A 25,617-nucleotide genomic window follows, 5' to 3' on the forward strand; every position below is an offset into this window, starting at 1 on the left:
AAAAAATCAGCGATTGATTGACAGATCAGCGCTGCCCGATTTAGCCGCGCGCGCTGAGCAGGCCTCAGTCATGGCCGATACTCTAGTTGCAGCCGGCTATCTGCAAATCGGGCTCGACCATTTCGCCTTGCCGCATGATGAGCTTGCACTAGCGCACAGAACAGGTCGTCTGCGGCGCAATTCGCTTGGGTACTCCGCCGAAACGCGCCAAACTGTGATTGGCTTCGGCGCGTCGGCCATCGGTCGTTGCCGCGAGGGTTACGTTCAAAACGAACTCACACAAAGCTTTTATAACCGACCCATTGCGTCCGGCCACCTAGCGACGTCAAGAGGCTATCGTCTAACCATCGAAGATCGCGTACGGGCCGCAATCATCGAGCAACTCATGTGCTACTTAGAGGCAGACGTACCAGCAATCTGTACGGCTCACGGATTTGATCCGATCCATTTGCGTAGTTCAGCTAAGCAGTTGGACATTCTGGCGGAGGACGGGATAGTTGATGTCGACGATGGTTTAATCCGTGTGCGGCAGGAATGTCGCTTTGCGCTTCGCGGTGTCGCTGCCGCATTCGATGCTTTTCTTGGCCGCCCGTCCCTCTAGAGTGTGGCTCCAATTAGCGGTTCTCCTCGTGTGCGTCACCTGCTGGCATAGGTGTCGAGCAATGCCTCGCAGGCCATTCATTCTTCAGCCTCGGCTCTAAGAGCTGCGCCATAAAGTCGAGTTTACAGAGCAGCCTTGGAGGTTCTTCAGATCGACGTCATTATCCTCAAGCTCGGCGTAGGTGAAGTGGTCCGCTGCCCGTTCGTAGTGATCTCCGCATCGAAATCCCCGCACTTGTCGATGAACTTCCGACAGGCCTCGTCTCGGTCAGCCTGGAATCTGGCGATGACTTTCTCTTCCTGGAGCCGATCGACCGCGACCGTTTCCAAGATCACGGATTCTCCATCTCGGAGACGCCAATTCTCGATCATCTTCAGACCGCGGACGTGGTCGTCGGTCTTGGGGAGCAGGCAAACCCCGTTCTGCAGATACCTGCGACCCGCTTTGCACCGGGTTCGGGCGGGACTTTGTAGGTCAGCAGCAGCCAGGATGACGTAGCCATAGCTGCATTCCAATGTTACGGCTTTCACAAAACAGTGTGCGGGAGCTTTAAATTCCCCCGCGATGAAGATGGTACTGCTCACCTGCCATCTTCTTCGCCTGGGGCTGCTGCGCATGCATCCAATCAGCCGCTTGCTGCGCCTTGCTCGCGGCGGTGAAGATGGCCCTGGGGTCGTTCTTCAGGACCTTGAGTAATCAGCACCAGCGCAAGGAGGACGGCGACAAGCCGTTGCGCGGACGCGCCGGGCGTCGCGCGCTCCGACCACGCCGGTATGGAGCCCAGCGCGGCAGGCCAGGCCTGCGCTCTCGTTCTTTGTGCGGGTTGGGATCAGCTACAGAGTTGCGCAGCTAGTGCCGCCACACCTTCACCGCAGAGATCAGAAGAATGATTGCCAAGGCCGGAAGCAATATCGCATTCGGAACAATGCCGAGCAGTAGACCGCCGATAAATGTGCCAACGATCGATCCTGCCGCCATCACCAGCATGAACGTCTTGTTCCGGCCGATCACCGAGAAGCTCTGATCCCGGCTGTATCGCGTGAAGCTCACCAGCATAGTCGGCAGACTGACGGCGAGTGAGAGACTACCGGCGAGTTTGACTTCCGCCCCAAACAGAAGGACAAGCGTTGGGATCAGCAGTTCACCTCCGGCGACGCCGAGCAATGCCGCGACGATGCCGATCATGAAGCCTGCAATCACCCCTGCGACAAGTTGGACCGCTCCCGTTAACAATGGCTGGCCCGCTGTCGCGGCGTGCCCGAGGACCAGGACAATCGCGATGGCCACGAGTATGATCGCAATGACCTTGTAAAGGGTCTCTGATCGAAGCCTCGTCGCCCAGCCCGCCCCGAACCAAGCGCCGATCAGGCTGCCCGCGAGAAGATTGACTACGATCGGCCAATTGTCGGCGATAACACTAAATGGCACGGTTCCAGCGCGAAAGGGCAGCGCGGTCGCGACGACGACGAGGCTCATGGCCTTGTTGAGAATGACCGCCTCAAGGGCCGCGAAATTGAAGAATCCAATCAGGATCGGAAGTCGAAACTCGGCGCCACCAAGGCCGACGAGGCCGCCGAGAGCGCCAATAATGGCCCCTCCACCGAAAGCAGCAGCAACATGACGGGACAAGGATGAATTGGCGGTGTCAGACATGGACGTTATGTATGCACAGATATTACGACGGTGGATAGTGGATATAGGGTGGAAGCGCCGCGAGTAACTATGCCGCTGTCGATGCACCGCCGATGTTGTTTAGGATCCTCGAATGCTCTCTTGAGTTCCTGGTGCAGAACTGCACGCCTGCGACGGCCGCTTCTCCTTCAACAGATTCTTGGCCTCGTCTGCAGCACGAGCCCATGCTGCCCGCTGCCTGGCGGGAATCTCAACACCTCAATCGCCTTTTGACCCCTGCCACGCCGGCACCGGTGGTCGGAGGCCGATCAGCGCGGCGATGCGCTGGCAACCCTCGTGAAACCCGACGCGTTCCAGACGCGACATCAGGGAAAACACGTGGCCTTTTTCGTCCCCGAGCGGGTCGAACCGGCCGCGCCCGTCATGCGTAGCAATGATGATCTCACTTCCGCGGCGATACTTCATCGCCCGCCTGGTGCTTTCTCTGACGTCAATTGCAAATCTCGGTTCCATGTCGCGTAGCATGTCCGATGTATCACAATGTCGGACATGCAAGACGGCGGGTTAGATCGATTGCGCTGTATCAAAAAAGAGAGTTTTGTTTTTGGCAGGCATTTTGCGCGGAGCCATTTGCAGGTGCGCAAGAGCAACGATAATGTGCGGAGAATGTCGAAATGTCAGAAAATTGCTTTCCGCCGCCGGGGCCTGCATCCGATCTTTCTCCAGTAGGACGATCCCGATGCAGACGAATTAAGAGGTCGTACAGGAATAGTCGAGCGAAGGCTGCACAGGGGCTTGCCGCGGTTCCCTCGCGCGGACGCCCAACTCTACATTCGTTCCAACCCGGCGAGATCCTCGATGTCCATAAAGGCGCTGTCACGGCAACTGCGGGAGGGGCTGATGATTCATGATGAAATGGATTCACTGGCGCAGGAAATCCGCGTCCCATATTAGCTCAGAGCCGGCTGGGCCTGGCCTATTCCGCTATCAGCGACAAAGAACCGCAATTCTTCGCAGGGAAGGAAGGCGGCCTGCAGGCAAGCCGCCTGGCCGACTTCTCCATCAGCATCGGCGGCCGGTAAGGCCCGAGGACTTGCGAACCTCGTTGTGATCGAAGCTCTCGATGTGCTCGGTTTGCGGCCCATCAAAATCCTGTTCACTACGATGGCTGCCGCCTTGATGGCGACCACCGCCTTTACTGCGGATCCGATCCCCGCAGACCTCAGAGCAATGGCGCTGGCTACCTTCAAGGCGTTGCCATCCACCACGCCGGCAGTCGTCAACAACCCGATCACACCGGAGAAAATCGTCCTAGGCAAGGCACTGTTCTTCGATCCACGCGTCTCGGCGTCAGGCGTTTTCTCATGCAACTCGTGCCACAACCTGGCCACTGGGGGCGACGACAATCTTGAAACCTCGATCGGCCATGGTTGGCAGAAGGGACCGCGCAACGCGCCGACGGCACTGAACGCTGTCTTCAATATCGCGCAGTTCTGGGACGGTCGCGCCGAAGACCTGAAGGCTCAGGCCAAGGGGCCGGTCCAAGCCAGTGTCGAAATGGCCAACACACCGGGTCAAGTCATTGCCACGCTCAAATCGATGCCGCAATATGTCGAGTGGTTTAGTGCAGCTTTCGCGGGTGACGCCGATCCCGTCACCTTCGACAACTTCGCCAAGGCAATCGAAGCCTTTGAGGCGACACTTGTCACGCCGGCTCCATTCGATGCCTTTCTCAATGGCGATGACGCCGCAATGACTTCCGAACAGAAACAGGGCCTGACGCTTTTCATGGAAAAAGGCTGCTAGTCCTGCCATGCCGGTACCAACGTTGGTGGGAATGGCTATCACCGTTTTGGCATTGTTGAAAAGCCCAGCGTCGGCGTCCTGCCGGAAAAAGACAAGGGCCGTTTTGCCGTCACCAATACATCCGACGATTTATATGTTTTCCGCGCAGCTCCGCTGCGCAACGTAGCACTCACGGCACCTTACTTTCATTCGGGTAAGGTTTGGGATCTCAAACAGGCCGTCGCCATCATGGGGACCACCCAGCTCGGCGAAGCATTGAAGGAAGAAGAAGTCGACCTGATCGTTGCCTTCCTTAATTCGCTGACCGGAAAGGTACCAGAGGTCGCCTATCCCCTTTTGCCCGCCGAGACGGGGGGAACACCCCGCCCTGTGTGGATAAAGGAGGGGAGTAGGGGCTCTATCGGACGATAGGATCTAGGACTGAGCTATCAGACGTGCCGTAGAGGCGGCCGTACATTCCTACGACCTCCTTCTCGGTCAGGCTAGCTACACAGTCAGCCGTAAATCTCGCTACGTTTTCCTCTGCTATCTCCCAAAGATAGCGAAGCTTCACGGGGAGAAATGTCGGATAAGTGCCCTTCGATTCTGAGTATATTGCCTCATATAGAGATCGCAGAATGTTCTTTTGACCGTGCTGCTGGGCGATTAGTGGCGGGCTTTTAATGATGAACTCTCTGAAGATCTGCTTTAATAGGATGACCGTCGTCTGCTCGTCTTCACCAATCCTGACTTCTTCCGGCGACACCACCTCCGCAGCTTTGATAAAACGGCCAATTAGTGTGGAAGTGAGATTTCTGAGCTGTAGGCGCTGATCCTTGCTACCTACGTAACGCTCGTAAAGAAGACTGTCGTAAAACTGGTTAAAGAACTCGAAGAGCCGGTAGAGAGTCGGACAATAGCTGCTCCGCATTAGGCGGCGCGTTATGCCATTTTTCGGCGGCGGCGTCGACAATTTGGTCGTGCGCTCCGAAGACCTCAATCCAAGGTATGGCCCCGCAGCGATGGAAATCCTCTAGGTCGTGCACTGAGTAGGCGATATCATCCGCCCAATCCATGAGCGCCGCCTCGACTGTCCTCTTGTCGCCACCATGGAATTTACGGACGAAAACAAAGGCCTCTGCATCAACCTTGTAGGCAGACCACTTAAAGGTTTTGTTCTTGTCCTTGCGATCACGCAGCCAGGGATATTTTAGTGTGGCTGCGAGCGTAGCTCTCGTTAAATTAAGGCCATTATGTTCTGGAAATCTGAGCGCGAGGGTGGTGAGAATTCGAAAGGTCTGGGCGTTGCCTTCGAAACCGTCCTGATCGTCACCGGAGACTAGCTGATCCAGCAACGATTCACCCACGTGGCCGAATGGCGGATGCCCCAAGTCGTGCGCGAGGCAAGCAGCTTCCACCACCTCTGCGTCGATCACGCTAGCGAATTTTGGATACTCATCGATGCAGCGTTGAGCTAGGCGTCGCCCAACTTGTGCAACCTTCAGGGTGTGCTGCTGCCTGTTGTGAAAAACTTCCTGCTCGCCGGCGCGCACCACTTGCGTAATTCCGGCGAGACGGTGAAAGGCGGTAGAGTAAAGTATTCGGTCGCGATCTCTTTCGAAGTCATTCCGTTGGTCGGTTTTGGTAGCTTCGTAAAAACGCTTCGAACGATCGTTAGCTGTCCACATGCTTAGGCGGCTTCGGACACCCGACCCAAGGTAAGCCGCATCCGGCTGTCGATTTCGATATAGCCTTTGTCCAGCGCAGATTGAACAGCGCGCTGCAAAGTCCGCTTGTCCTGGTGAACGGCCTTCGCCAGCTCGGATGGACGTATCGTGCCTCCGGCCGCTCTAATGGCCCTTACGACTTGATCGATATCGTTCGACATTCCAGTGACCCCTTAAAAAGAGTTGCGAACCAAGCCTAAAACAAACTGTTTTAGAATTGGTAAGTTCCCAATTTTGTTCTGCTTCCCTTGGCCCAAGCTGTTTTGCCCTCAGCTCGTTACAAAATGGATACCACTAGGCTACCTGCCGGACAAGCCAATGGAACAGAAATCACACTACACCAAATGTGGTGCCGCGATAGATCAAATGAATGGCCCATGTTGTCGCAGCGGCAACATTTTTTGCCCCACAAAAAACAGCGCCTGCTTCGGTTGAGTGAAATTCATCAACGAAATCAATGTTAATTTCTGTCGGTGGTGCCCCATGCCGGTGTCGTACCAGGGAAGCACGAGGCCCGCGCCTTTTCCCTTCTTTGGACAGATGCCACCCTCAGCGTCGACTTCTAAGATCGCTATCGGCCAAAAAGTACTGGGCTGAAGTGTCGATCCTGTATTTTACCCCGTGCATTAAAATCGGGGCCAGGCTCTCTACCCAAGGGCAGAGCTCCATCTTCTTGGTAAACCAGCGTACGCGTTTGTCGCCTCGGACAGGTCGCTGATGCCCACCAGCCGATCGACCGGACGCACCTGGTCCAAAAATCGCTTTCGCTCGGCTATCATTGCTGCTTTCTTATCTGTTTGTCTCAAAAACGCAGTCAATCTTCAATCACGTGAAATAAATGGCAGTGGGTTAAGACAAGTTACGCAAAGCATCGGCGGATCATAACAAATGGACCTCCGACTTTCCAGCAGTGACCAATGGGGATTTGAAGTTCACCACAAACGTTTAACGGCGGGGAGCGTGTCAAACACCTCGTCCGCTGAAATCAACGCCGTCCCAAAATCCAACGCACTGGCTGCCAAAAGACGGTCGAACGGGTCGCGATGTTCCCACGCAAGAGTCGCCACTTTCAAACAAATCTCCGGCGCCAGTGCGGCAACTCTGCCGCCTTGTTCTACCAGCAAGCTCGGCAAATGGTTGATGAATGGCTCCATCTCCGGCCACTTGCCGATACGAACCTTCTGTCCGATCTCGAAGAAGCTTATCGGACTGACGAAAACGCTGTCGGCGTCCGTAATTAGCGCGGTTGCTTTGGCAGATAAACGCGAATCGCCGGTCAGCGTCCATGCCCATGTGTGAGTGTCGAGCAATACAGCCGTCACTCTGCCCCTTCCCAAAGCGCCAATTCATCCTCACTCATAGGCTCGAAGAAATCTGGTCCATCTCCTGTGACCTTGTCTTTCAGTAGCCCGATGGTGAACCTGTTTTGCGTGATGGCAACGATCCGGGCAACAGGAGTCTTACCCTTGGCGATGACAACTTCTTCGCCAGCCTTCGCCGCCTCAATAAGTTTGGACAGGTTCGTCTTGGCGTTATGGATTGTAACCTGCATGGAAACCTCGGTTAGCTAAGTTAGACTGCTTTTTCATCTAAAATCCAGTCTCACTGGCATAGTCCCTACATACGCATGGTTCATCCGCTGTCGTATTGTTCGCATTGATTCGGCCTCTGTCCAGATCACCGGGATCGGTCATAGCTTATGAAGACACGATCCGTTGGCAACAACGATTGGCAATTTTGGTTATCGCGGGGGCCCAGTACGCAGCAGCTTACGACAGGAATCTAACCCTGCCGATCTCATACCACCGGCCACTAGTTGAGACTAGGTGGTCAAACCTTCGATTTCCATGAGGCGGTGGTGATCGTTGCGGTTGGCGGCGCGGTAAGGGACGGCCGTGCGGGAACTGAATCTCACGTTGCGATGGTCCCCGTAGGTTCAGCTTTTCCAAGAGCACTAAAACATCGGCTTGATATCGAGGCGTAAGCAAACCTGTCCGGGCATCAGTTCGCCATCGGAAGCCGTTCTGTGGCTTCCCAATTGGCGTTTCGTTCACCGCAATGGCCCACGACAGTACCCTCGCCGCCGCGGCAGGGTGCTTGCAATGCTGTCCGACCGCACTCGCAACCTGCCTATGTGAGTTCTTCAGCGTTATGCTTGATCGCGATTCTGTTCGGGAACGACGCCGCAATTTTCTCACGAGTCATGGCAGCTACGCGAAGAGGCGCCCATGGAAAAACTATCGGTGCGTTATCAACGATGCAAATGAGAGTGAAGTACGAACCAGGTCGAACGGCATCGTGTCGCGGACCCGACAAACCGAAGTGGTCGCTGCGACGAGCGTCTTCTTAGGAAAGCGGGCAGGGGAAATCAACCAACGATGGCGGCGCGGCCCGCGGCGCAGGTTCCATGTGGGCGTTGTGGTTACAGCTTCTATTCCGCCACGGTTTGTTGGAACGCGAAGGAGCTGATGGAACGTGTTTGCCATGGGTATGGCAGAATAGACAGCTCGAGTCCGTGAGGGGGAGGCGGACGTCATGGTGTTGGCTGATTTCGCAAACCTCCCTCATGCACTCCGCCTGCAGGCCATGTGGGGAACCGATGCGCTTCACTGTACGCACCGTGGCGCGGGCGAGGGTACTTCGCCGCGCGGTGATGGGTGGGTTGATGCAACAGGCCATAGCGAACGGCCAAATATCATTGGCAAATGCTTTGAGATCAAAGACGTTTGAGGAGCATGGCGCCTGGCGTCGGTTTCGTTCCGACGCTCTAAGGCGGCGCAGGCGCTTGAACGGCATTTGGCAGCCAAGGAGTCCTCGCTGGTGGAAAAACAAAAAAGAGCGCGATCTGGAAAACCAGACCGCGCTAATCCGCACTGGTGTGCGGCAGTTGCCCTGGAGGCATTATTCAGCTGGCTGGGCGGACGTCGCTTTGGTCTCAATCGGCGCTTCGCCTGCAAGCGCGGCGCGAAGCTGCGCCTGGTGGAGCTCGCCTTCCCACTTCGCCACGACCACCGTCGCGACCGCGTTACCGACAATATTGGTCATTGCGCGGCATTCGGACATGAAGCGGTCGATGCCGAGGATCAGCGCCATGCCGGCGACCGGTACGGACGGAACGACCGAAAGCGTCGCGGCGAGCGTGATGAAGCCTGCGCCGGTGATGCCGGCAGCACCCTTTGAACTCAGCATAGCGACGAGCAAGAGCAGGATCTGATTGCCGTAGGAAAGCGGGGTGTCGGTCGCCTGGGCGATGAAAAGCGCCGCCAGCGTCATATAGATGTTGGTGCCGTCGAGGTTGAACGAATAGCCGGTCGGAATGACGAGGCCGACGACCGAACGCTTGCAGCCAGCCTTCTCCATCTTGTTCATGAGGCCCGGCAGTGCGGCTTCCGAGGACGAAGTGCCGAGAACGAGGAGCAGCTCCTCCTTGATGTAGCGGATGAGCGCCATGATCGAGAAGCCGTTGTAGCGCGCCACAGCGCCGAGTACGACGAAGACAAACAAGAACGAGGTGAGATAGAAGGTGCCGATCAGCATGGCGAGGTTGGCGATCGAGGCGAGGCCGTATTTGCCGATAGTGAACGCCATGGCGCCGAGGGCACCGATCGGAGCAGCCTTCATCAGGATCGCCACCAGCCGGAAGATCGGCAGCGTCAGCGCCTGCAGGAAATCGACAATCGGCTCGGCCTTCTTGCCGACCATGGCGAGCGAGATGCCGAAGAGCACCGAGATGAACAGGACCTGCAGGATGTCGCCGTCGGCAAAGGCGCTCGTCAGCGTCGTCGGAATGATGTTCATCAGGAAGCCAGCGATCGACTGCTCATGCGCCTTTTCCGCATAGGTGCTGATCGCCTTACTATCGAGTGAAGCAGGGTCGATATGCATCCCCACACCCGGCTGCACGACATTGGCGACGATGAGGCCGACGACGAGCGCGAGGCTCGAGAAGGTCAGGAAGTAGATCATCGCTTTGCCGGCAACGCGGCCGACCTTGGCGAGATCGCTCATGCCGGCAATGCCGGTCGCGACCGTCAGGAAGATGACCGGCGCGATGATCATCTTAACGAGCTTGATGAAGGCGTCGCCAAGCGGCTTCAGCTGAGTGCCGAGCTCAGGATAGAAATGCCCGACCAGGATACCCGCGGCGATCGCCGCCAGGACCTGAACATAGAGATGGCGGTAAAATGGTATCTTGCCGCGGACCGCCGCGGGATGTTCGATGATCATGATATCCTCCGCGTGGGCGCCAAGTCCAGCAACGCGCCGGGCCTCCCAGGTCGCCGTCCGAAGATCGACAGCCGCGGCTGCTTGTAGAGCAATCAAGCAATCAATGTGCCAACTGACCCACGACGAGGAGCGCTAGCTATGTGTTACGCGCTAAATTGTAGCCTAATGCATGCGGCTTCGCAGAAACGCAGAGGTTCATCGAGCGAAATGGGAAAGCTGGCACGATACCTGTCAAAACGTCTTTCGATGGAGGTAATCCCACGCGTTGGCGACGAGTTCGACGAGTGGGGAGGATCACGCGTTCGAATGCAGGCGGCGGCCGCGGCCGCCGCCTGTGCCAAGCGCGCCGTCGATCAAAATCAATCCAAACCCATTCCGGACAACGTGAACCGTCGCCTGAGATTGAGCGCCAGCGACAGATCCAACAGGATCTGCGGGCGGAGAAGCAAACAAACCGCGAGACTGAAACACAAAAAGCAGACGCAAAAACCAAGGCAAAGGCGATAGGGCCATTCCCGTCCACCGAAGATAGCCCCGTCTCTACCGGGTGGCGGCAAGACAAGGCTTAGGGCGTCGCTGTCTCCAGCGAAAGTGCATCGGCTACGAGGGTGAGATCAACCATATCGCTTTTGCGAGAGGAAATTTTGACGACCAGGCGTTCTTCGTCTTGATTAAGCGCAGCGTCCCAGCCTCGACAATGTCGCACATTGAACATTGCACTATGAACGCCATCATTGTTTTAAAAACGAGTGGTCGTATGGCAAGCTACGTGCTTCACCGTTTAACGTTTTAACGAAGATCTGAAGGGCCCTACTGATGAATGAGCAGCTCATCATGCTTTTGACAGGAGCGAGCCGAGGTATCGGGCACGCGACAGTGAAACTGTTTCAAGAGCGAGGATGGAGAATCCTTACAGTTTCTCGTCTCCCCTTTTCAGAGGACTGCGCATGCCCAGCCGCACGCGAGAGCCACATCCAGGCAGATTTAGCGCAAATCGATAAGATAGACGATCTTGCCGAAGAGGTACGAAGCCGACTTCCAGCCGGCAAGCTTCATGCGCTCGTCAACAATGCGGGTATCTCGCCGAAAGGTCCGAACCAGAGCCGGCTAGGCGTGCTTGGCACTGATTCGCGCACTTGGACACAAGTACTGCACGTTAATCTCGTTTCCACGGCTTTGCTCGTGCGTGGCCTTCTTCCCGAGCTTGAGTTGGGCAAGGGCTCCATCGTGAACATAACTTCGATCGCCGGCGCTCGCGTTCACCCTTTCGCAGGCGCTGCGTATGCAGCCTCTAAAGCAGGTCTCGCGGCACTCACCAGGGAAATTGCTCATGAGTTTGCTGGACAGGGGGTTCGCGCTAATGCCATAGCCCCGGGCGAGATAGAGACGTCGATCCTGTCGGACGGCACGGACAAACTCGTTAGCAGCCAAGTACCAATGGGACGTCTCGGCGACCCGTCTGAGATCGCCGAGTCGATTTATTTCCTCTGCACGCCTGCCTCGTCCTATATCAATGGTGCTGAAATCCACATCAATGGTGGGCAACACGTATGAGGGTTCTCGTAAAGGATTGGCTCATCAATCCTCGGCCGTTGAGCGACTGTATTAGGGTTAGGTCAAGTGCTCATATTCGTGCGAATACCTGGAACAGTGCCACGTCGAAACATACGACAGACAGACCAATCAGCCTATAAGAGAGCTTCAACTAGCCAGTCAAAGACGGCGACTTTTCTCCAAAGCGGGCTTAGCAAAGTTGCTGGCCATTGAGCGGGCTTGCGTGCGCTCTAAAGGCTTATTCTAGGACAGGAGCGGTTACGAATACGCAAGGAGTTCGCGGCAGCCCTTTTGGGGCCTTGTGGCGGGGCAACAGAGCTGCCCTGTTGCGGCCAATCTGCCGGCGAGCAATTCGCAGCAACGCGATGCTGGATGGCAAATCGAGATTCCGCGTGTTCGCCGCATCGCCACTGGAATGTATTGCTTTAGACGCGGCGGCGTACGACAGGTCGACGAAGCCACCAAGAGTTAATATCGGCGAGGAACGCCCCGGCATGACTTTTGCACGTTCTCACAACGATCCTAAGGACCACCGTTGCAGCTTGGGAGAGTGGTCTGCTGCGAGGCTAACTGCATTTGCAGGGATTGCTTGTAGCGGATATCTCGAGGTGCCGTCAAACTTTTTGAGTCGGGAAAATTGAACACAGCTCTAGTTACCGGCGGTTCCGGATACTTCGGGGAATTGTTGAGCAAACAGCTGCTCGAGCAAGGAGCCTCCGTTCGCGTCTTCGATCTGAACCCTCCAAGCATGAGCCATCCAAATCTTGAGTTTCTCAAGGGCACAATTCTGGACAGAGATGCTGCAAAACAAGCAGTGACCGGCATCGGAAAGGTTTTTCACAACGTTGCGCAAGTCCCTCTGGCTAAGGAAATAGATCTATTCTGGTCGGTCAACAGGGACGGCACTCAGATCATTGTTGACGCATCCGTTGCCGCTGGAGTGGAAAAGTTCGTCTATACGTCCTCAAGCGCAGTCTTTGGCGCGCCGGATTCGAACCCCGTAACAGAAAAAACAGAACCGGATCCGGCGGAAGATTATGGTCGCGCGAAGCTTGCGGGTGAACTTATCTGTAAGAAAGCAATGCAGCGCCATGGTCTGGATGTGGCAATTGTGCGTCCTCGCACTATCCTCGGACATGGGCGCTTGGGCGTCGTTCAAATCCTTTTTGACTGGATTGAACGGGGATTCGATGTTCCAGTGCTGGCTGGCGGGAACAACAAGTATCAGTTCGTGCACTCGGATGATCTGGCATGGGCATGCATCGCAGCGTCGAATGTAAGAGGCTTTGCCGTATACAATATTGGTGCTGCCGAATTCGGTACAATGCGTGAACTTCTCCAGGGTTTAATCAATCACGCCGGAACCGGGAGCCGAATTAAATCCATCCCTATGGGACCGACGGCGCTGGCAGCGAATATGGCGAGTATGCTCGGCCTTTCTCCGCTGGGGCCATACCATTCGCTGATGTATGGCCGATCCATGTATTTCGACATTTCAAAAGCGCAGAAGGAACTTGGCTATGCACCGAGATATTCAAATTCCCGGATGATTACGGAATCCTATGATTGGTACCGGTCAAACAGGGAGGCTCTGTCTGAAGGCGTGGCGTCACATCATAGGTCGCCGGTCAAGCAGCAGATGCTAGCACTGGTTCCACGCATATTGCGGATGATCCCGACATGAACGCGCTGCCAATGGTCCTTGTTTTTGCTGCGGCCCTGAATTCCTGTATCGGCAATATGTTGCTGAAATGGAGCAGGGCCTCGCTGCCCGCCGACGCCGGAGTGGCCGACCAGTTTATATCAATCGGCTTCATGGGTGGACTGACATTTTATGGTGTCAACGTCGTCTTGTTCGCAAAGGCTCTCGATTCGATGGAAGTGTCCATCGCTTATCCGATTATGGCAGGCTCCGGATTCGCGATGCTGATGGTTGCGTCGTACTGCGTTTTCGGAGAACCATTCCACCCGCACAAATGGATCGGTCTTGCCCTTGTCTTGGCTGGCATCATCTTTCTGGCTCGAGGGAACTGAAATGGCATTCGATCGAATGCTCGTAGAGACAATGACGCCTATATGGCCATTACTTGATGGGGAAGAAAAGCCAATGGTGATAACGCAAGTCGCAAGCAGCGTCACTCGCGCCATTGCTATTGCCCCTTTTCATATTCGTCTGCCGGTGAAAAGCGCTTCGCTTTTCCTGAGCTTCTGCATTGTGTTTATTTCCGTCGGCGCGGGCGGTCCCTTAGCACGAAACCGCCGCGCAGAAAGGTTTTATCATCTCCTGCAAAGATTTCCGGGTCCGGTGGGCTCAGTCGTGCTCCTTTACCGCTCAATGACCCTGCTTGCATTCTATGAACAGACACCTGTGGCCGAGAAACTGTTGAGGACGCAGGCTCTGAACCGAGTTAAAAGGCTTGAGTATGAGAGGCACTTTTCGCCTAAGTAGTGAGCTGCAACTGGAAGCGGATGCGGTTATTATTGGCTCCGGTGCGGGCGGGGCCAGCGTGGCAGATGTACTGACAGCTAGCGGTTTGTCAGTGGTTATGCTGGAAGAAGGCAAACATGTCCCATCATCATCGGCGTCTCCTGTCGCAAGCGAAGCCTTCGCGGCAGCTTGGCGCAGTGGAGGATTGACCGCCGCGTTTGGACAGCCTCCGATTGCGTATGCAGAAGGCCGATGCGTTGGGGGAGGAACAGAAATCAACAGTGCCATTGCCCAACGAGCCGATAACTACCTCATCGATCAATGGCGCAAGGTCTACAAGATCGAGAATTTTACACCGGACGAATTGACGCAATATTACCAGCGAGCCGTTGCGACGGTAAATGCAAGTCTCACTCCGGGTCCGGTCGGACGTGCCACCGATATTTTGCGGCAAGGGGGCGATGTGCTCGGCTGGGAAGTGTCGGAGCTGAAACGGGGCCAGCGTGGCTGCAAGGGTGCTAATCGTTGTGCTTTTGTTTGTCCGAGCGGCGCCAAACAGTCCATGGCGGTGACCCTCCTGCCAAAGGCGATAGACCGCGGCATGCGGCTTTTTGCGCAAACACGTGTGGCCAAGATACGTCTTGTTAACGGGCGCGCCACGGAAGTCATCGCCCGCTCGTGGGATGTGGCTGGCCAAGGTCGTTCGATACGTGTAAAGGCCGGCATGGTGTTTGTCTGCGCAGGAGCAATTCACACACCGGCGATCTTGCGTCGCTCTGGCCTGCGTGAACGCATCGGCAATACGCTCCGCGTTCATCCGACAATCAAGGCAACGGCGCTGTTTGATGAGCCTGTTGATGCACATCGGTCGCGCCTTCCGTTGACAGCGGTCACCGAATTCATGCCGGAACAGCGGATCGGCGGGTCGGTGTTCACGCCTGCGCTGTTTGGCCTCTCGCTTGCGGGAGATTGGATCAATCGCGGCGACCTGATGCAGCATTGGCGCTTTTGCGGCTCATATTACGGCATGATACGACCACGGGGAGTGGGCGCAGTGAGACCTCTTCCCGGTATCAATGAGCCACTTGTCCGCTTCACGCTCGCTCCTGAGGACTGGATCGCTTTGGGCCAGATTCTCACCCGTCTGGGCCAGGTCATGTTCGCGGCCGGTGCCCGTAAGGTCTTCCCGAACATATTCGGCCATGAGGGCTGGACAAGCCCTGATCAGGTGCACGAATTCTGGGACAATCCCCTGCCCAAGCGGCAGACCAATTTGATGACCGTACACCTGTTTTCCAGCTGCCCGCCCGGCGAGCATCGGGATGTTTGCGCCGTCGACAGCTACGGACGCGTGCGAGGCGTCGAAAATCTCTTTGTCGCTGATGGCAGCCTCATTCCGGAGGCACCCGGCGTTAACCCCCAAATGACGATCATGGCCCTGGCATTCCGGGTCGCAGAAGCGGCACTCAGTCATTCCGTTAAAGAGCGCGCCCAATCAGCCGCAACAGATAGACGTTGAAGGCAAATGGTGGAGACCAAAGTAGGTTACAAACATTGAGCTGAGTAGCCTTATAATTTTAGTCAGACACAGCGCGCGAACTCGCAGCAGGGCGCATTATCGATAGATGCGCCACTTGCCCTTTTCCTCGGACACAAGCTTGTAAACCGAATTGTTGTCCAGTACCGGTTTGCCCCACAACCCATCTCTTGAAGTCACGACAAGAGTCTTGCAGAGATATTTTTCCTTCATAACTCTGAGTTGATCTTCAGTGGCATTGCCTTCGAAGGCATCCACGAAGAATTCATAAACGCCTGATGCTTGCTCAGGTGTGAGTTGAGCAGCATAGGCGCGCAAGAGCCCCAGCGGCGTTCCGCAATTTCGTCTCTGTGACAAAACCGCCCAGGCAATGTTTCCTGGCCAACGCGTTACACTTGCCAGATCAAGCGGGTTATTGGCGACTGCTTCAGCCGATGGAGTCACCTGACGGACAGCTTTCCACATCTCAGGAGATGCCTTGAAAGCTATGCCCTCCTCTGTCTCAGGTCCCTCAACTCGAAATTTGAAGTTGGCCGCGTATACGCATTGGGCGCCAGCTAAAATTGAGGGGACCAGAAATATAATTGCGGTCATCGTTGTTAGGCGCCCGACCAGCGTGTTTTTTTCGATGCGTGTGGAGAAAAGTGCAGCAGTCATTGCCGTCATAAGAAGCAGCGATGGAATGAGGACACGCCATCCTAGATCATTATACATAATGACACTATGAAGGAACTGTGTGCAAAACAGCGGAGCAATCACCGCGACAATTATCGCGCGGTCAATATGTGGACGCCTGATCGTCTCGTCTGAAACGATAGAAAAACTCCAGATGATAAATGCCAAAAATACAACGCCGAATTCAAGAAGGAGCAAAACCGCCCAGAACCCGGGAACATCATAAAACCAATTTCCGCCAAGAAATATCGGAAAAACCCAAAACGCCACGACTTTTCTCGCGTGTATAATGGAGGATTGTTCACGAACCAGGACACCTGCACATAGTGCGGCTATGGTAACAGCGCTCGAAAGTGAAATGGCAACTTCCAGCAGTCGCTTGGCCCTTAGCACATGCGGAACCGACAGCGCCCCGATAATGGGTAATATCGATAGCAGCGAAAAGCCGCCCGCCCACATCGAGCTTCCATAAGCAGAAGCCAACATCGCGCCCATAAACGCTGCGAGAACCAGATTACCCCCGGCGTCACAATATAGAATTCGCAAGTACGCCAGGACGATAATCAACGTCAGGGTTCCGGAAAATAGATGCTGGGGTACCCACGCGGCCTGAACGATCCACGTTTGGAGTCCGTGTTCGTGTGCCATCCATGTGTCAAGCCACTTTCCGGAGGCAAATCGCACGATTGACTTCAGCGAACCGGCGAGCAAGAGCGGGAGTACCCACCACGCTGCATTCGCACTTCTGCTTCGGGCAACCGCCAGCCACGACACTACAGACGTCGAGAACAATGCCGTCAGGCCGGTAAGCGCAATGTCTGCCTCCCAGCCGCTCGCACCTGTGACGACGGACGAACATGCCGCGATGAAGTGCCAGACGTAGTAGTAAATAAGAGTGGGCGGAGTTCCGGCTTGGGAATGGAATGGATTAGCGGGAGGCAACCCGTTTTGAGCTATTTCATTTACGATGGCAATTTTCGCATGATCCCAGATCGGGTAACCTACGCCGACGCTCTCACCATAATGCTGCGGAATGATCGCGAACGTTGGCAAAAGACAAAGGAGAAATGCAACAGCCAACCAGGACAAACTTGGACTGGTCGGCGAGCGAAAGAGTGGCTCGATGGCCCCTTTCGATAACCAGAGTGCGACAGCGAACAACGCAACAACGATCAGGATCAGATTGCTGGCGGTTAAAGGTAACAAGTGAAAAACGGAAACACCTGCAGCGCCGAATATTCCTAATCCGATGACCGGGGCTATAAGCAAGCGCATCCGGATATTGCTTTCGAAGTACTTCGAAACAGGCAATCCTATTGCATATCCTATTGTCATCGAAACGAGTGTGCTGGAGATCACAGGGGAAATTTGTACCAGCAATAGTCGTCTCCGTATTCTTTGATATGTCTTAAATTGCCTGACCGTGCTTGAGGCACCAATCGATCGAAAGTCGCATGCCGTCGCGCAAAGCGATCTTGGGCATGTAACCGAGTACGTTTCTGGCTTTGGTGATATCGCAAGCTATTGTTTTGTTCATTTCGGACAGAACGTGGATTTGCTGGAGATAGATGCCAGCATGCTGGAGAGTCACGTCCACCATCCTTGCGACGTCGCCGACGACGGCTGGTAGATGAAGCTGGTTAGGCTTGACCGTCATGCCGAAATCTTCGCGCAGTACTTTTCCGACAACGTCGATAATTTCGTTCATGGAGTAGGGCGTCTCGTCTGCAAGCCAGAATATCTCTCCGGCCGCCTGCTCATGAGCTGCGGCAAGAAGCACGCCTTGGGCGAGGTTATCCGTGTAGCCCATCGAGCGGCGGTTGCGTCCCGATCCAACGATAGGAAACCTACCGTCCTTGACCATCTTGAAAAAGAGCGTTTGCCTTGGCGGCTGGTTGGGGCCGTAAAACCACGGCGCGCGAACGATGACAATTTGCATCTGGCCGCCAGCAGCGATTTCCTCACGCAGTGCCTCTTCCATTAACATCTTGGAGCGGCCATAACCACCCCAGGGGTTATAATGGCTTTCCTCCGTGAATCGATGGTCCGGGTGTGGATTGCAGCCGATCGGCGAATTCGATGACATGACGACCGCCCGCCGCACGCCTGCTTTTTGCGCTGCCGTGACCAGGTTGATCGTGCCCTGTGTGTTGATCGCTTCGAACTGCGCAACCGTTCTGGGGTGAATGATGCCGGCCATGTGGATCAATACGGCGCCCTCGGCGCCTGCCACGAATGATCGGACACATTCCATATTCCGGATGTCGCCTGTCACGATCTCCAGGCCCTGTTCGCGCAGCTGTGATACGTCTTCTCCCGCGGGTACGAGCGCCCTTACCCGAAAGCTGCCGGTTGCGAGAAATCCTACGTCCGGCACCTCCGTCGTTAGCGCCGCCGCCACGCGGCCGCCCAACCAGCCGGCAGCTCCGGTCAGGAGTACGAGAGGCGCATTCAGAGGTCTCAGGTTCGTGTCTTGCATCCCGGCAATCGCCTTATTTTACAAACCCAGCGCAAACGCCAATGCGATGATGGCGCCGATGAACAAGCTGATCCTGTCCCTGAGCGCGAAGACAATTGGATCGTCGTGCAAATCCATTCGATGGCTCAGAAGCCAGATCCTTTGCAGCCATATGAACACGCCCGCCGGCGCAACATAGAGCCATTCTGGTTCGCCATACGCTTGCGTCCCTTGGGCTTCGAGGGCAATGAAAAGCAGCATGATAACGATCGAAGCCGCGGCCGAAGCAATGCCATAGCCCAGTGTGAGCGGCCAATCATTGGGCAGGTACCCGCGCCCTTTGATGGCGCCTTTCCCTTTTGACCATGCGCGCATTGCTTCCACATGGCGTTTTGCCAGCGAAAGCGACAAAAAGAACATGGCTGAAAAGGACAAAAGCCAAGGCGAGAATGCTAGATCATGCAGCACCTGACCCATGACAATTCTCAATGTGAACAACACGCCGATGACCGTCACATCGAGCAACGCGTAACGCTTCAGGCGGAATGAATAGGCTAATGTCAGCACTAGATAGACTGCAACAGCGAGCGCGAATTTACGGTGCAAAAGCAACGCGATCCCAAAGCCCGCGGCCAGCATAGTCATGCTCGCCAGGAAGCCGTTCATAATGCTGATTTTGCCTGCAGCAATCGCCCGGAAGCGCTTGGTCGCATGCGCCCGGTCCGCCTTCAGATCAGCCAGATCGTTGATGATATAGGTTGCCGAAGCAATCAGGCTGAAGGAGAGAAAGGCAATTGCCGTTTTCAGCTCGGCATAAATGTCGTCCGCAAGATGGGCGAGAAACAAGGGAACGAAAATCAGCACATTTTTCGACCACTGGTGGATCCTAAGTTCAGACAGCCAATCTTGCACCGGATTGCTTTTCTCGGGACTGATCGTCCTTACTTCGACGCCAGCCTCGCGGAGCTGGCGTGCGTATTTCACCCCGTTGCCAACTAGAACGGCGCCCGAAGCAGTCTCCCAGATCGGCAGGTCGGCGGCACTGTCGCCCGCATAAATGAAACCCTGAGGGAAGTTCTGCTGAAGCCATCTCAGCTTGTGGCGACTCTTCATGTTCGATGAACCATTGCTGCCCCTCGCACCGTCGAAAATGCCAAGATAACAAATGACGTTATCTGCTATGCTCTGATCTGCTGCCGTCACGAGATAAGTCTTACGTCCGTCGGCTTTCGCGCAACGTATCAATTCCAATATCTCTTCACGATAAGGAAGTACGCGCGGCTCAATCGAACGAACGTTCGCTAGCGTTTCCTTCAAGGCTGCGCGACCCTTGAACCAGCTTGGAATGACGCGGAGCAGCTGTTGCGGCGAATGAACGATGGCTTCAAAAAAGTTCTCATGAAGGCTGTCTGTTTGTATTAGGGTGCCGTCCAAGTCGCAAACCAAAGGCAGCTGACGATCAAAGCAGTCCAGATCCAGCATCTTCACCTCGCTGATCGCGACATCATCATCAGAGGCAAACGTCGTCCGGGCGGATCTCCCGATAAGGATCCAAAAGTGCGGTTACGTGTCGTGGGCCTGACGTAATGCTTTTGCCGCCTTTTTATCGCAACATCACCCACGAGATGACCACAGGTCCGCACCTCCAGGCGTATTGCGACGAAAGAGCATCAAGACTCGTGCCAATTGTGCGACAAGAGCAGCGGAAGAGACTTTCTATACATCCTTCAATGACGCGCATGAGTGCCGGCAGGAATGCTGCTGGGCAGCCCTGTGTCGCGGACTTGACAAGATCGACAGCGGGTGTCGCTTGAAGTTTCCTACGATCTCGACTTGCTCAGCAGCGAATCGAGTCCAGGCCACGGTCGAACGGCACCTGGTCTAAACCCGAGAGCTGAGCCATCGCCGGCCCTTACCCAATATTACCCAATCGCTGCCTTCGTCGCCGTTGCGCCAGAAATGGGGCTGCCGTAAGCCCTTCATCATGGAGCGGGAGAAGCGATCGGAGGGGTCGCAAGTGCTCCAAAACGGAGGAGAACATGAAACGTCGCACCTTTACCGCTGGGCTGGCGGCTTTGCCGTTCCTCGGCACCAGCCTGACCCGCGCTTTCGCACAAAGCGCTGCTGCTCCGCTCCCGAAAACCTATTCGGGACAGAAGATTCGTGCTCTCGCCTCGACCGGCGCGGTTTGGGAGTCCATGGCAAACATCAGTCGGGAATTCACGGAGGCGACCGGCGTTACGGTTGAGTACGTCAATCTTTCCTACAATGAGCAGTACCAGAAGCTGATCCTCGATCTGACCAGCGGTGCGGCCTCATTCGACGTTTTCAACTTCGCCTACCAGTGGAAGTATGAGATCGAACCTTATTCCGCTGATCTCGCGAACATCGCAACCGAAATTCCCGGCGCTCCAGACCTCGCCCTCGATGATTACCCAAAGCGCGCCTTAGACATCTACGGTCGCGTCAAAGACAAGCTTGTCGGTCTACCGACGATCGGCGACGTTACGCTTTTCGTCTGGAACAAGGATGCCTACAAGGCTGCGGGACTGGACCCGGCCGTTGGACCGAAGACCTGGGACGAAGTCGCAGAGCGCGGAGCCAAGCTCGTTGGCAACGGCCAGTTCGGCTATGCCATGCCGGCAGGCAAAGGCATTCAGACGACAGTCACCTGGATTTTGATTTTTAAGTCGATGGGTGGCGAATATTTCGACGCCTCCGGCGCGCCGACCTTCGGTAGCGAAGCCGGCGTCAAGACCATGAAATTCCTGGTCGAGAAACTTGCCCCGATCAGCCCGCCTGGCAATCTGACCTGGGATTTCCCGGAGATGTTCAACAGCCTCTCCACGGGTCAGGCCGCGCAATCGATGATGTGGCCGGGAGCGTTCGGCGATCTGCTTAACCCGAAAACATCCCAGGTCCACGACAAGGTCGCCTGGTCGCCGACGCCACAGGCGTCACTGCTAGGTGGCTGGGCGATGGGTGTAAATGATTCTTCCCGTGCCAAGGATGCAGCCAAGCTCTATGTTGCCTGGCTCACATCACCCGACATTGTTCGTCGCATGGGTCTGATGGCCGGTGCTCCGGCCCGCATTTCAGCGCTTAAGGATCCGGAACTGGTCAAGCAGGCACCGAACCGCCCCGCCGTCCTTGCCGGCTTGCAGGGTGACGTTGCCGAATATCCGCCGATCAAGGAAGCCGAGCAGATCCACATCATGATCTATGATGAGGTGAATGCGGCGGTGGCGAAGATCAAGACGCCGGAACAGGCGGCCACCGATCTGCAGGGCAAGGTGGAGTCGTTCATGCGGCGCCGCGGTTATCTCAAGACTTGAAGCCGCGCTCCCGCAAGGGGCAGGTGGTCCTCCCCGCCTGCCCCTTCAGTGACAACGGCAAATCCGTGGTGGTTAGTTGATGACGATTTCACAGACAGTGACCGGCGACAGAGTGGCGCCACGGCGGCGGCGCATCCGTATGAGCTCGGTGTTCTGGTTTACGCTGCCGGCCGCGGCAATCATGCTGCTCGTGCTGGGCGTGCCGCTCGTTTATTCGTTCTACTACAGCTTCACAGGCTGGTCCCTCGTCTTGCCCGGCAGCGACCAGGATTTCATCGGGCTTCTCAACTACACCGATGTGCTTGGCAGTAGCGAATTTTGGGCCGCGATCCGCGTGACGCTGATCTACGCTGTGGTGGCGGTCAGTCTGGAATGCGCCCTCGGCATCCTCTTTGCGGTGCTCCTGAACATGGAATTCTTCGGCCGGGGATTATTTCGATCCCTGATGTTGATCCCCATGGTGATCACCCCCGCGGTGGTCGGCATTTTCTGGAAGCTGCTCTACGAACAGGATTCCGGCGTCTTCAACTATCTGCTCGGCACCATTGGCTTGGAGCCGGTGCCGTGGCTCGGTCTCACCTTTGCGCTCGCGTCCGTCATCATCATGGACTTCTGGCAGTCGACGCCATTTTTCACGCTGATCATCCTGGCGGGCCTGCAGTCGCTCGACCGAGATACGGTGAGCGCCGCGCAGGCAGATGGTGCCAATGCGCTTCAGGTTTTCCGCTATCTGACACTGCCGCACCTTGTGCCCTACATCACGATTGCAGCCGCGTTTCGCATTATCGGCGTGATGGCCGACTTCGACAAAATCTTCCTGTTGACGCTGGGCGGACCGGGGAACGCGACGACAACGCTGAGCGTCTACGCCTATAACACAGGGTTCAAAGTCTTCGACATCGGTAGAACCACAGCAATCTCCTGGATTTACGTCGTCTTCGTTCTCCTGATCAGCGCTCCGCTGATCTGGCGCCTGTTCCGTGGCGCCAGCGTAAACCGACACTAAGGGAGGCACGCCATGATCCTTTCCTACGCGGCTACCCGGTCCACGCGCAAGACGCTCTTGACACTCTTCTGGTGCGTGCTCGCCTTCGTCTATCTCTTTCCCTACACATGGATGGTGCTAACCGGATTTCGGCATGGGGTCGACACGATCTCGGTGCCGCCGCGCTTCATTTTCCAACCAACACTTGACGGGTTTCGCCACCTCTTCGAGGTGACGGGCTTCCAAAAATATCTCTTCAATAGCGCGGTGGTCACCATCGCCAGCGTATTGCTGGTCATTGGGGTCTCGGCGCCGGCCGCCTATGCCCTTGCCCATTTGAGCAAGGGTGGCGGCATGCTGCTGGTCGCCATTCTCGTCGCGCGGATCATTCCGGGTATCGCGATCGGCGTGCCAGTCTACCTGCTCGCCACGCGTCTGCATCAGCTCGACACCTACCAGGCGCTCGTCGTGATCAATGTGGCCGTCAACATCCCCTTTGCGATGTGGCTGATGCGGAGCTTCTTCATGGAGGTCCATCCGACCCTGCGCGAGGCGGCAATCTCCGACGGCTGCAGCGAGTGGCAGGTGTTCACAAAGATCATGTTGCCGCTTGTGCTTGGCGGGATGCTGGCGACGTCGGTGTTCGTCTTCATCGCGGTATGGAACGAGTTCCTCTTTGCGCTGATCCTGACCACCTCGGTCAGTCCGACGGCACCGCTTGCGATGCTGGGCTTCAGGACTCAGTACGGCGTGCAGTGGGATGCGGTCGGTGCCGCGGCACTGCTTGTCTCGACCCCGGTTATCGTATTCGCATTCATCATGCAGCGTTATCTGGTGCAGGGCCTGACCATGGGATCCGTCAAATGACAGGCATGGCTGAACAATCTTTGCAGAAAGGCCGAGTAAATCATGACTGATCTTACCATCCGCAATGTCACCAAACGCTACGGTGCGCTGACCGTCATCCCTCAGCTTTCGTTCAGGATCGAGGACGGGGAGTTCGTCGTCCTGGTCGGACCGTCGGGATGCGGCAAGTCCACTCTGTTGCGCATGCTTGCAGGTCTGGAAGAGATCTCCGGCGGCGAGCTTCTGATGGGCAAAGAGGTGATCAACGACCGCCCCGCCAAAGAACGCGACATGGCGATCGTTTTCCAGAACTATGCGCTCTATCCGCATATGACGGTGGCCGAGAATATGGGCTTTGCGCTGAAGCTGCGCAAACGGCCGCGGGCGGAGATCGACGAACGCGTCGACAAGGCTGCGGCGATCCTTGGCCTCGGCAGCTTGCTTGACCGTTACCCACGCGCTCTTTCCGGCGGCCAGCGCCAGCGTGTCGCCATGGGGCGGGCGATCGTGCGCGACCCGCAGGTCTTCCTGTTCGACGAGCCGCTTTCGAATCTCGACGCCAAGCTCAGGGTGCAGATGCGGGCCGAGATCAAGGCCTTGCATCAGAGGCTGAAGATCACCACCGTCTATGTCACGCACGATCAGATCGAGGCCATGACCATGGCCGATAAAATCGTGGTGATGAACGAGGGGAGGGTGGAACAGATGGGCACTCCACTCGAACTCTATGATCGACCGGCCGACATTTTCGTGGCCGGCTTCATCGGATCGCCATCGATGAATTTCCTGCCGGCGACAGTCAGTGCTTCAAGTGGTCCGGTTCTGAACACTCCTGAAGGTGTGAACCTGCCGATCGAAGGTATGGGCCTCAACGGACGCTCCGAAGTGACCTACGGTATTCGGCCAGAGCACCTGGAACTTGGCGAGACGGGCATTCCGGCGGAGGTCGTGGTGGTAGAGCCGACCGGTTCCGAAACGCAACTCTACGTCACGGTCGGAGGTCGCGACGTCAACGTCGTCCTGCGGGACCGGGTCGATGTGCGGCCGGGCGAGAAAGTCTGGCTCGCCCCCAGAAAGGGCTGCGCCCACCTCTTCGATCCGAAATCCGGAATGCGGATCACAGGCTGATCGTCGCTTCACGTTTCGCCGACGGCGTCGGCAAGTCGAAACAGCCCCAGGGAGGTCTCATGCGCAAGCCCGGAAAGCTCGGCAAGCATCGCCTCGTTGGCGTGGCGCGCCGCGATCAGGCCGCTGGCGCCGATCGCGACGGCGTCCTGCGCCATGGCGAAACTGTCAACCGTGGCGAGTGCACTGAACCCCTTTGCGACCGCCGCACGCAACAGATTGATTTCGGTTGCCACCCCGTAGCCGAAATCCTCGAGGCTGACCCGCATCTCGCCGTCTATCGCGGTAACGCTCGGAAAGTTGACGACGCCGCGGCAACCGGCGGCTTCAAGCGCTTTCAGGATGTCGACGTGGCGGCGGAACGGGTCGAGCGCAAGCACGCCCGCGAACATATGGCCGTCTTGTGGGAGCCCGTTCTTGATTTCGGCGAGAAGGCGCCCGTTGGCGTCGTGGACAGGAAGCAGCACCAAGCTGTCATAGGCGCTGCCAGCCAGCCCATCGCAGGAAGGGCAAAAGATGGTGACAGAGTCCGGCTCGTGATCGGAGATCGCCGCAAGGCGGGTCACGATCTCGACGGGGCGAAGAGTGGAGGAAACGTGCATTTTGAACCTGCGAGAAATGATTACCCAATTCTACCCAAATCATCGCTCCGCACCAATTGATTTGCTGCCGGCGCGGCGCCTAGGTTTTTGCTGAGGTGAG

At 56.3% G+C, this 25,617-nt stretch carries 23 protein-coding genes and 1 pseudogene; 11 read left to right on the forward strand and 13 right to left on the reverse strand.

Features of this window, described 5'->3' with window-relative positions; translation table 11 throughout:
- A partial coding sequence (locus BN77_RS30940; protein ID WP_040679172.1) for a coproporphyrinogen III oxidase occupies positions 1-601 on the forward strand: 601 nt, incomplete at its 5' end.
- A gap of 146 nt (positions 602-747) precedes the next feature.
- On the opposite strand, the gene BN77_RS30945 is transcribed toward BN77_RS30940, so the two are convergent.
- From BN77_RS30945 to BN77_RS30955, 3 genes are all read right to left on the reverse strand, one after another.
- Complete coding sequence (locus BN77_RS30945; RefSeq protein WP_341872178.1) at positions 748-1,185, reverse strand: Chromate resistance protein ChrB; 438 nt, start codon at positions 1,183-1,185, stop codon at positions 748-750.
- Positions 1,186-1,450: 265 nt separating this feature from the next.
- Positions 1,451-2,254 carry a sulfite exporter TauE/SafE family protein gene (locus BN77_RS30950; RefSeq protein ID WP_007539760.1) on the reverse strand — a complete coding sequence of 268 codons (804 nt, stop codon included), beginning with the start codon at positions 2,252-2,254 and terminating at the stop codon, positions 1,451-1,453.
- 237 nt (positions 2,255-2,491) lie between these two features.
- Entirely contained in the window at positions 2,492-2,698 is a 207-nt protein-coding gene (locus BN77_RS30955) for a hypothetical protein (protein ID WP_040679123.1), read from the reverse strand.
- Positions 2,699-3,397: 699 nt separating this feature from the next.
- On the opposite strand from BN77_RS30955, the pseudogene BN77_RS30960 reads away from it, so the two are divergent.
- Positions 3,398-4,450 (forward strand): annotated as a pseudogene (locus tag BN77_RS30960) (cytochrome-c peroxidase).
- Here the strand turns inward: BN77_RS30960 and BN77_RS36120 are convergent.
- The 6 genes from BN77_RS36120 to BN77_RS30995 all read right to left on the reverse strand — a co-directional run bounded on the left by BN77_RS36120 (position 4,437) and on the right by BN77_RS30995 (position 9,972).
- Complete coding sequence (locus BN77_RS36120; RefSeq protein WP_007539771.1) at positions 4,437-4,949, reverse strand: hypothetical protein; 513 nt, start codon at positions 4,947-4,949, stop codon at positions 4,437-4,439. The pseudogene BN77_RS30960 and the gene BN77_RS36120 sit on opposite strands and share 14 nt — an antisense overlap.
- Positions 4,900-5,706: a deoxyguanosinetriphosphate triphosphohydrolase family protein gene (locus tag BN77_RS30970; RefSeq protein ID WP_007539772.1), complete on the reverse strand. Its 807-nt coding sequence runs from the start codon at positions 5,704-5,706 to the stop codon at positions 4,900-4,902. Before BN77_RS30970 ends, BN77_RS36120 begins: the two co-directional genes overlap by 50 nt.
- A 2-nt stretch (positions 5,707-5,708) precedes the next feature.
- Positions 5,709-5,906, reverse strand: coding sequence for a MarR family transcriptional regulator (locus BN77_RS30975; protein WP_028746991.1), 198 nt, complete (start codon positions 5,904-5,906; stop codon positions 5,709-5,711).
- Between the two features lie 771 nt (positions 5,907-6,677).
- The gene (locus BN77_RS30980) at positions 6,678-7,067 is read right to left on the reverse strand and encodes a type II toxin-antitoxin system VapC family toxin (protein WP_007539776.1); all 390 of its coding nucleotides are present in this window, start codon (positions 7,065-7,067) and stop codon (positions 6,678-6,680) included.
- Positions 7,064-7,297, reverse strand: a complete 234-nt coding sequence (locus BN77_RS30985; protein ID WP_007539778.1) for a type II toxin-antitoxin system Phd/YefM family antitoxin — start codon at positions 7,295-7,297, stop codon at positions 7,064-7,066. The genes BN77_RS30980 and BN77_RS30985 overlap by 4 nt, the downstream gene beginning before the upstream one ends.
- 1,349 nt (positions 7,298-8,646) lie before the next feature.
- Complete coding sequence (locus BN77_RS30995) at positions 8,647-9,972, reverse strand: dicarboxylate/amino acid:cation symporter (RefSeq protein ID WP_007539780.1); 1,326 nt, start codon at positions 9,970-9,972, stop codon at positions 8,647-8,649.
- A gap of 816 nt (positions 9,973-10,788) precedes the next feature.
- On the opposite strand from BN77_RS30995, the gene BN77_RS31005 reads away from it, so the two are divergent.
- From BN77_RS31005 to BN77_RS31025, 5 genes are all read left to right on the forward strand, one after another.
- Positions 10,789-11,526 (forward strand): SDR family NAD(P)-dependent oxidoreductase, encoded by a 738-nt coding sequence (locus BN77_RS31005; protein WP_007539786.1) that lies wholly within the window; start codon positions 10,789-10,791, stop codon positions 11,524-11,526.
- A gap of 637 nt (positions 11,527-12,163) precedes the next feature.
- Positions 12,164-13,210, forward strand: a complete 1,047-nt coding sequence (locus BN77_RS31010; RefSeq protein ID WP_007539789.1) for an NAD-dependent epimerase/dehydratase family protein — start codon at positions 12,164-12,166, stop codon at positions 13,208-13,210.
- A complete protein-coding gene (locus BN77_RS31015) occupies positions 13,207-13,560 on the forward strand; it encodes a DMT family transporter (protein WP_007539790.1) in 354 nt (117 codons plus the stop codon). The genes BN77_RS31010 and BN77_RS31015 overlap by 4 nt, the downstream gene beginning before the upstream one ends.
- Position 13,561: 1 nt before the next feature.
- Positions 13,562-13,975 (forward strand): hypothetical protein, encoded by a 414-nt coding sequence (locus BN77_RS31020; RefSeq protein WP_007539792.1) that lies wholly within the window; start codon positions 13,562-13,564, stop codon positions 13,973-13,975.
- Positions 13,950-15,473 carry an FAD-dependent oxidoreductase gene (locus BN77_RS31025; RefSeq protein WP_007539794.1) on the forward strand — a complete coding sequence of 508 codons (1,524 nt, stop codon included), beginning with the start codon at positions 13,950-13,952 and terminating at the stop codon, positions 15,471-15,473. The genes BN77_RS31020 and BN77_RS31025 overlap by 26 nt, the downstream gene beginning before the upstream one ends.
- Positions 15,474-15,569: 96 nt before the next feature.
- On the opposite strand, the gene BN77_RS31030 is transcribed toward BN77_RS31025, so the two are convergent.
- From BN77_RS31030 to BN77_RS31040, 3 genes are read right to left on the reverse strand one after another with little or no spacing between them, the layout of a single operon-like run.
- Entirely contained in the window at positions 15,570-17,546 is a 1,977-nt protein-coding gene (locus BN77_RS31030; protein WP_007539796.1) for a hypothetical protein, read from the reverse strand.
- 28 nt (positions 17,547-17,574) lie between these two features.
- The gene (locus tag BN77_RS31035) at positions 17,575-18,645 is read right to left on the reverse strand and encodes an NAD-dependent epimerase/dehydratase family protein (protein WP_007539798.1); all 1,071 of its coding nucleotides are present in this window, start codon (positions 18,643-18,645) and stop codon (positions 17,575-17,577) included.
- A gap of 18 nt (positions 18,646-18,663) precedes the next feature.
- Positions 18,664-20,106 carry a UbiA family prenyltransferase gene (locus BN77_RS31040; protein ID WP_007539800.1) on the reverse strand — a complete coding sequence of 481 codons (1,443 nt, stop codon included), beginning with the start codon at positions 20,104-20,106 and terminating at the stop codon, positions 18,664-18,666.
- Positions 20,107-20,663: 557 nt separating this feature from the next.
- Between BN77_RS31040 and BN77_RS31045 the strand changes: the two genes are divergently transcribed.
- The 4 genes from BN77_RS31045 to BN77_RS31060 all read left to right on the forward strand — a co-directional run bounded on the left by BN77_RS31045 (position 20,664) and on the right by BN77_RS31060 (position 24,918).
- Positions 20,664-21,959 carry an extracellular solute-binding protein gene (locus BN77_RS31045; RefSeq protein ID WP_007539804.1) on the forward strand — a complete coding sequence of 432 codons (1,296 nt, stop codon included), beginning with the start codon at positions 20,664-20,666 and terminating at the stop codon, positions 21,957-21,959.
- A 79-nt stretch (positions 21,960-22,038) separates the two neighbouring features.
- Positions 22,039-22,965 (forward strand): carbohydrate ABC transporter permease, encoded by a 927-nt coding sequence (locus BN77_RS31050; protein ID WP_028746987.1) that lies wholly within the window; start codon positions 22,039-22,041, stop codon positions 22,963-22,965.
- A gap of 12 nt (positions 22,966-22,977) precedes the next feature.
- Positions 22,978-23,811 (forward strand): carbohydrate ABC transporter permease, encoded by an 834-nt coding sequence (locus BN77_RS31055; protein ID WP_007539808.1) that lies wholly within the window; start codon positions 22,978-22,980, stop codon positions 23,809-23,811.
- A gap of 42 nt (positions 23,812-23,853) precedes the next feature.
- Complete coding sequence (locus BN77_RS31060; protein ID WP_007539810.1) at positions 23,854-24,918, forward strand: ABC transporter ATP-binding protein; 1,065 nt, start codon at positions 23,854-23,856, stop codon at positions 24,916-24,918.
- Between the two features lie 8 nt (positions 24,919-24,926).
- Here the strand turns inward: BN77_RS31060 and BN77_RS31065 are convergent, their stop codons facing one another.
- Positions 24,927-25,517 (reverse strand): phosphoenolpyruvate hydrolase family protein, encoded by a 591-nt coding sequence (locus BN77_RS31065; RefSeq protein WP_007539812.1) that lies wholly within the window; start codon positions 25,515-25,517, stop codon positions 24,927-24,929.
- Positions 25,518-25,617 lie beyond the last annotated feature (100 nt).

Source organism: Rhizobium mesoamericanum STM3625 (assembly GCF_000312665.1).
Classification (GTDB): domain Bacteria; phylum Pseudomonadota; class Alphaproteobacteria; order Rhizobiales; family Rhizobiaceae; genus Rhizobium; species Rhizobium mesoamericanum.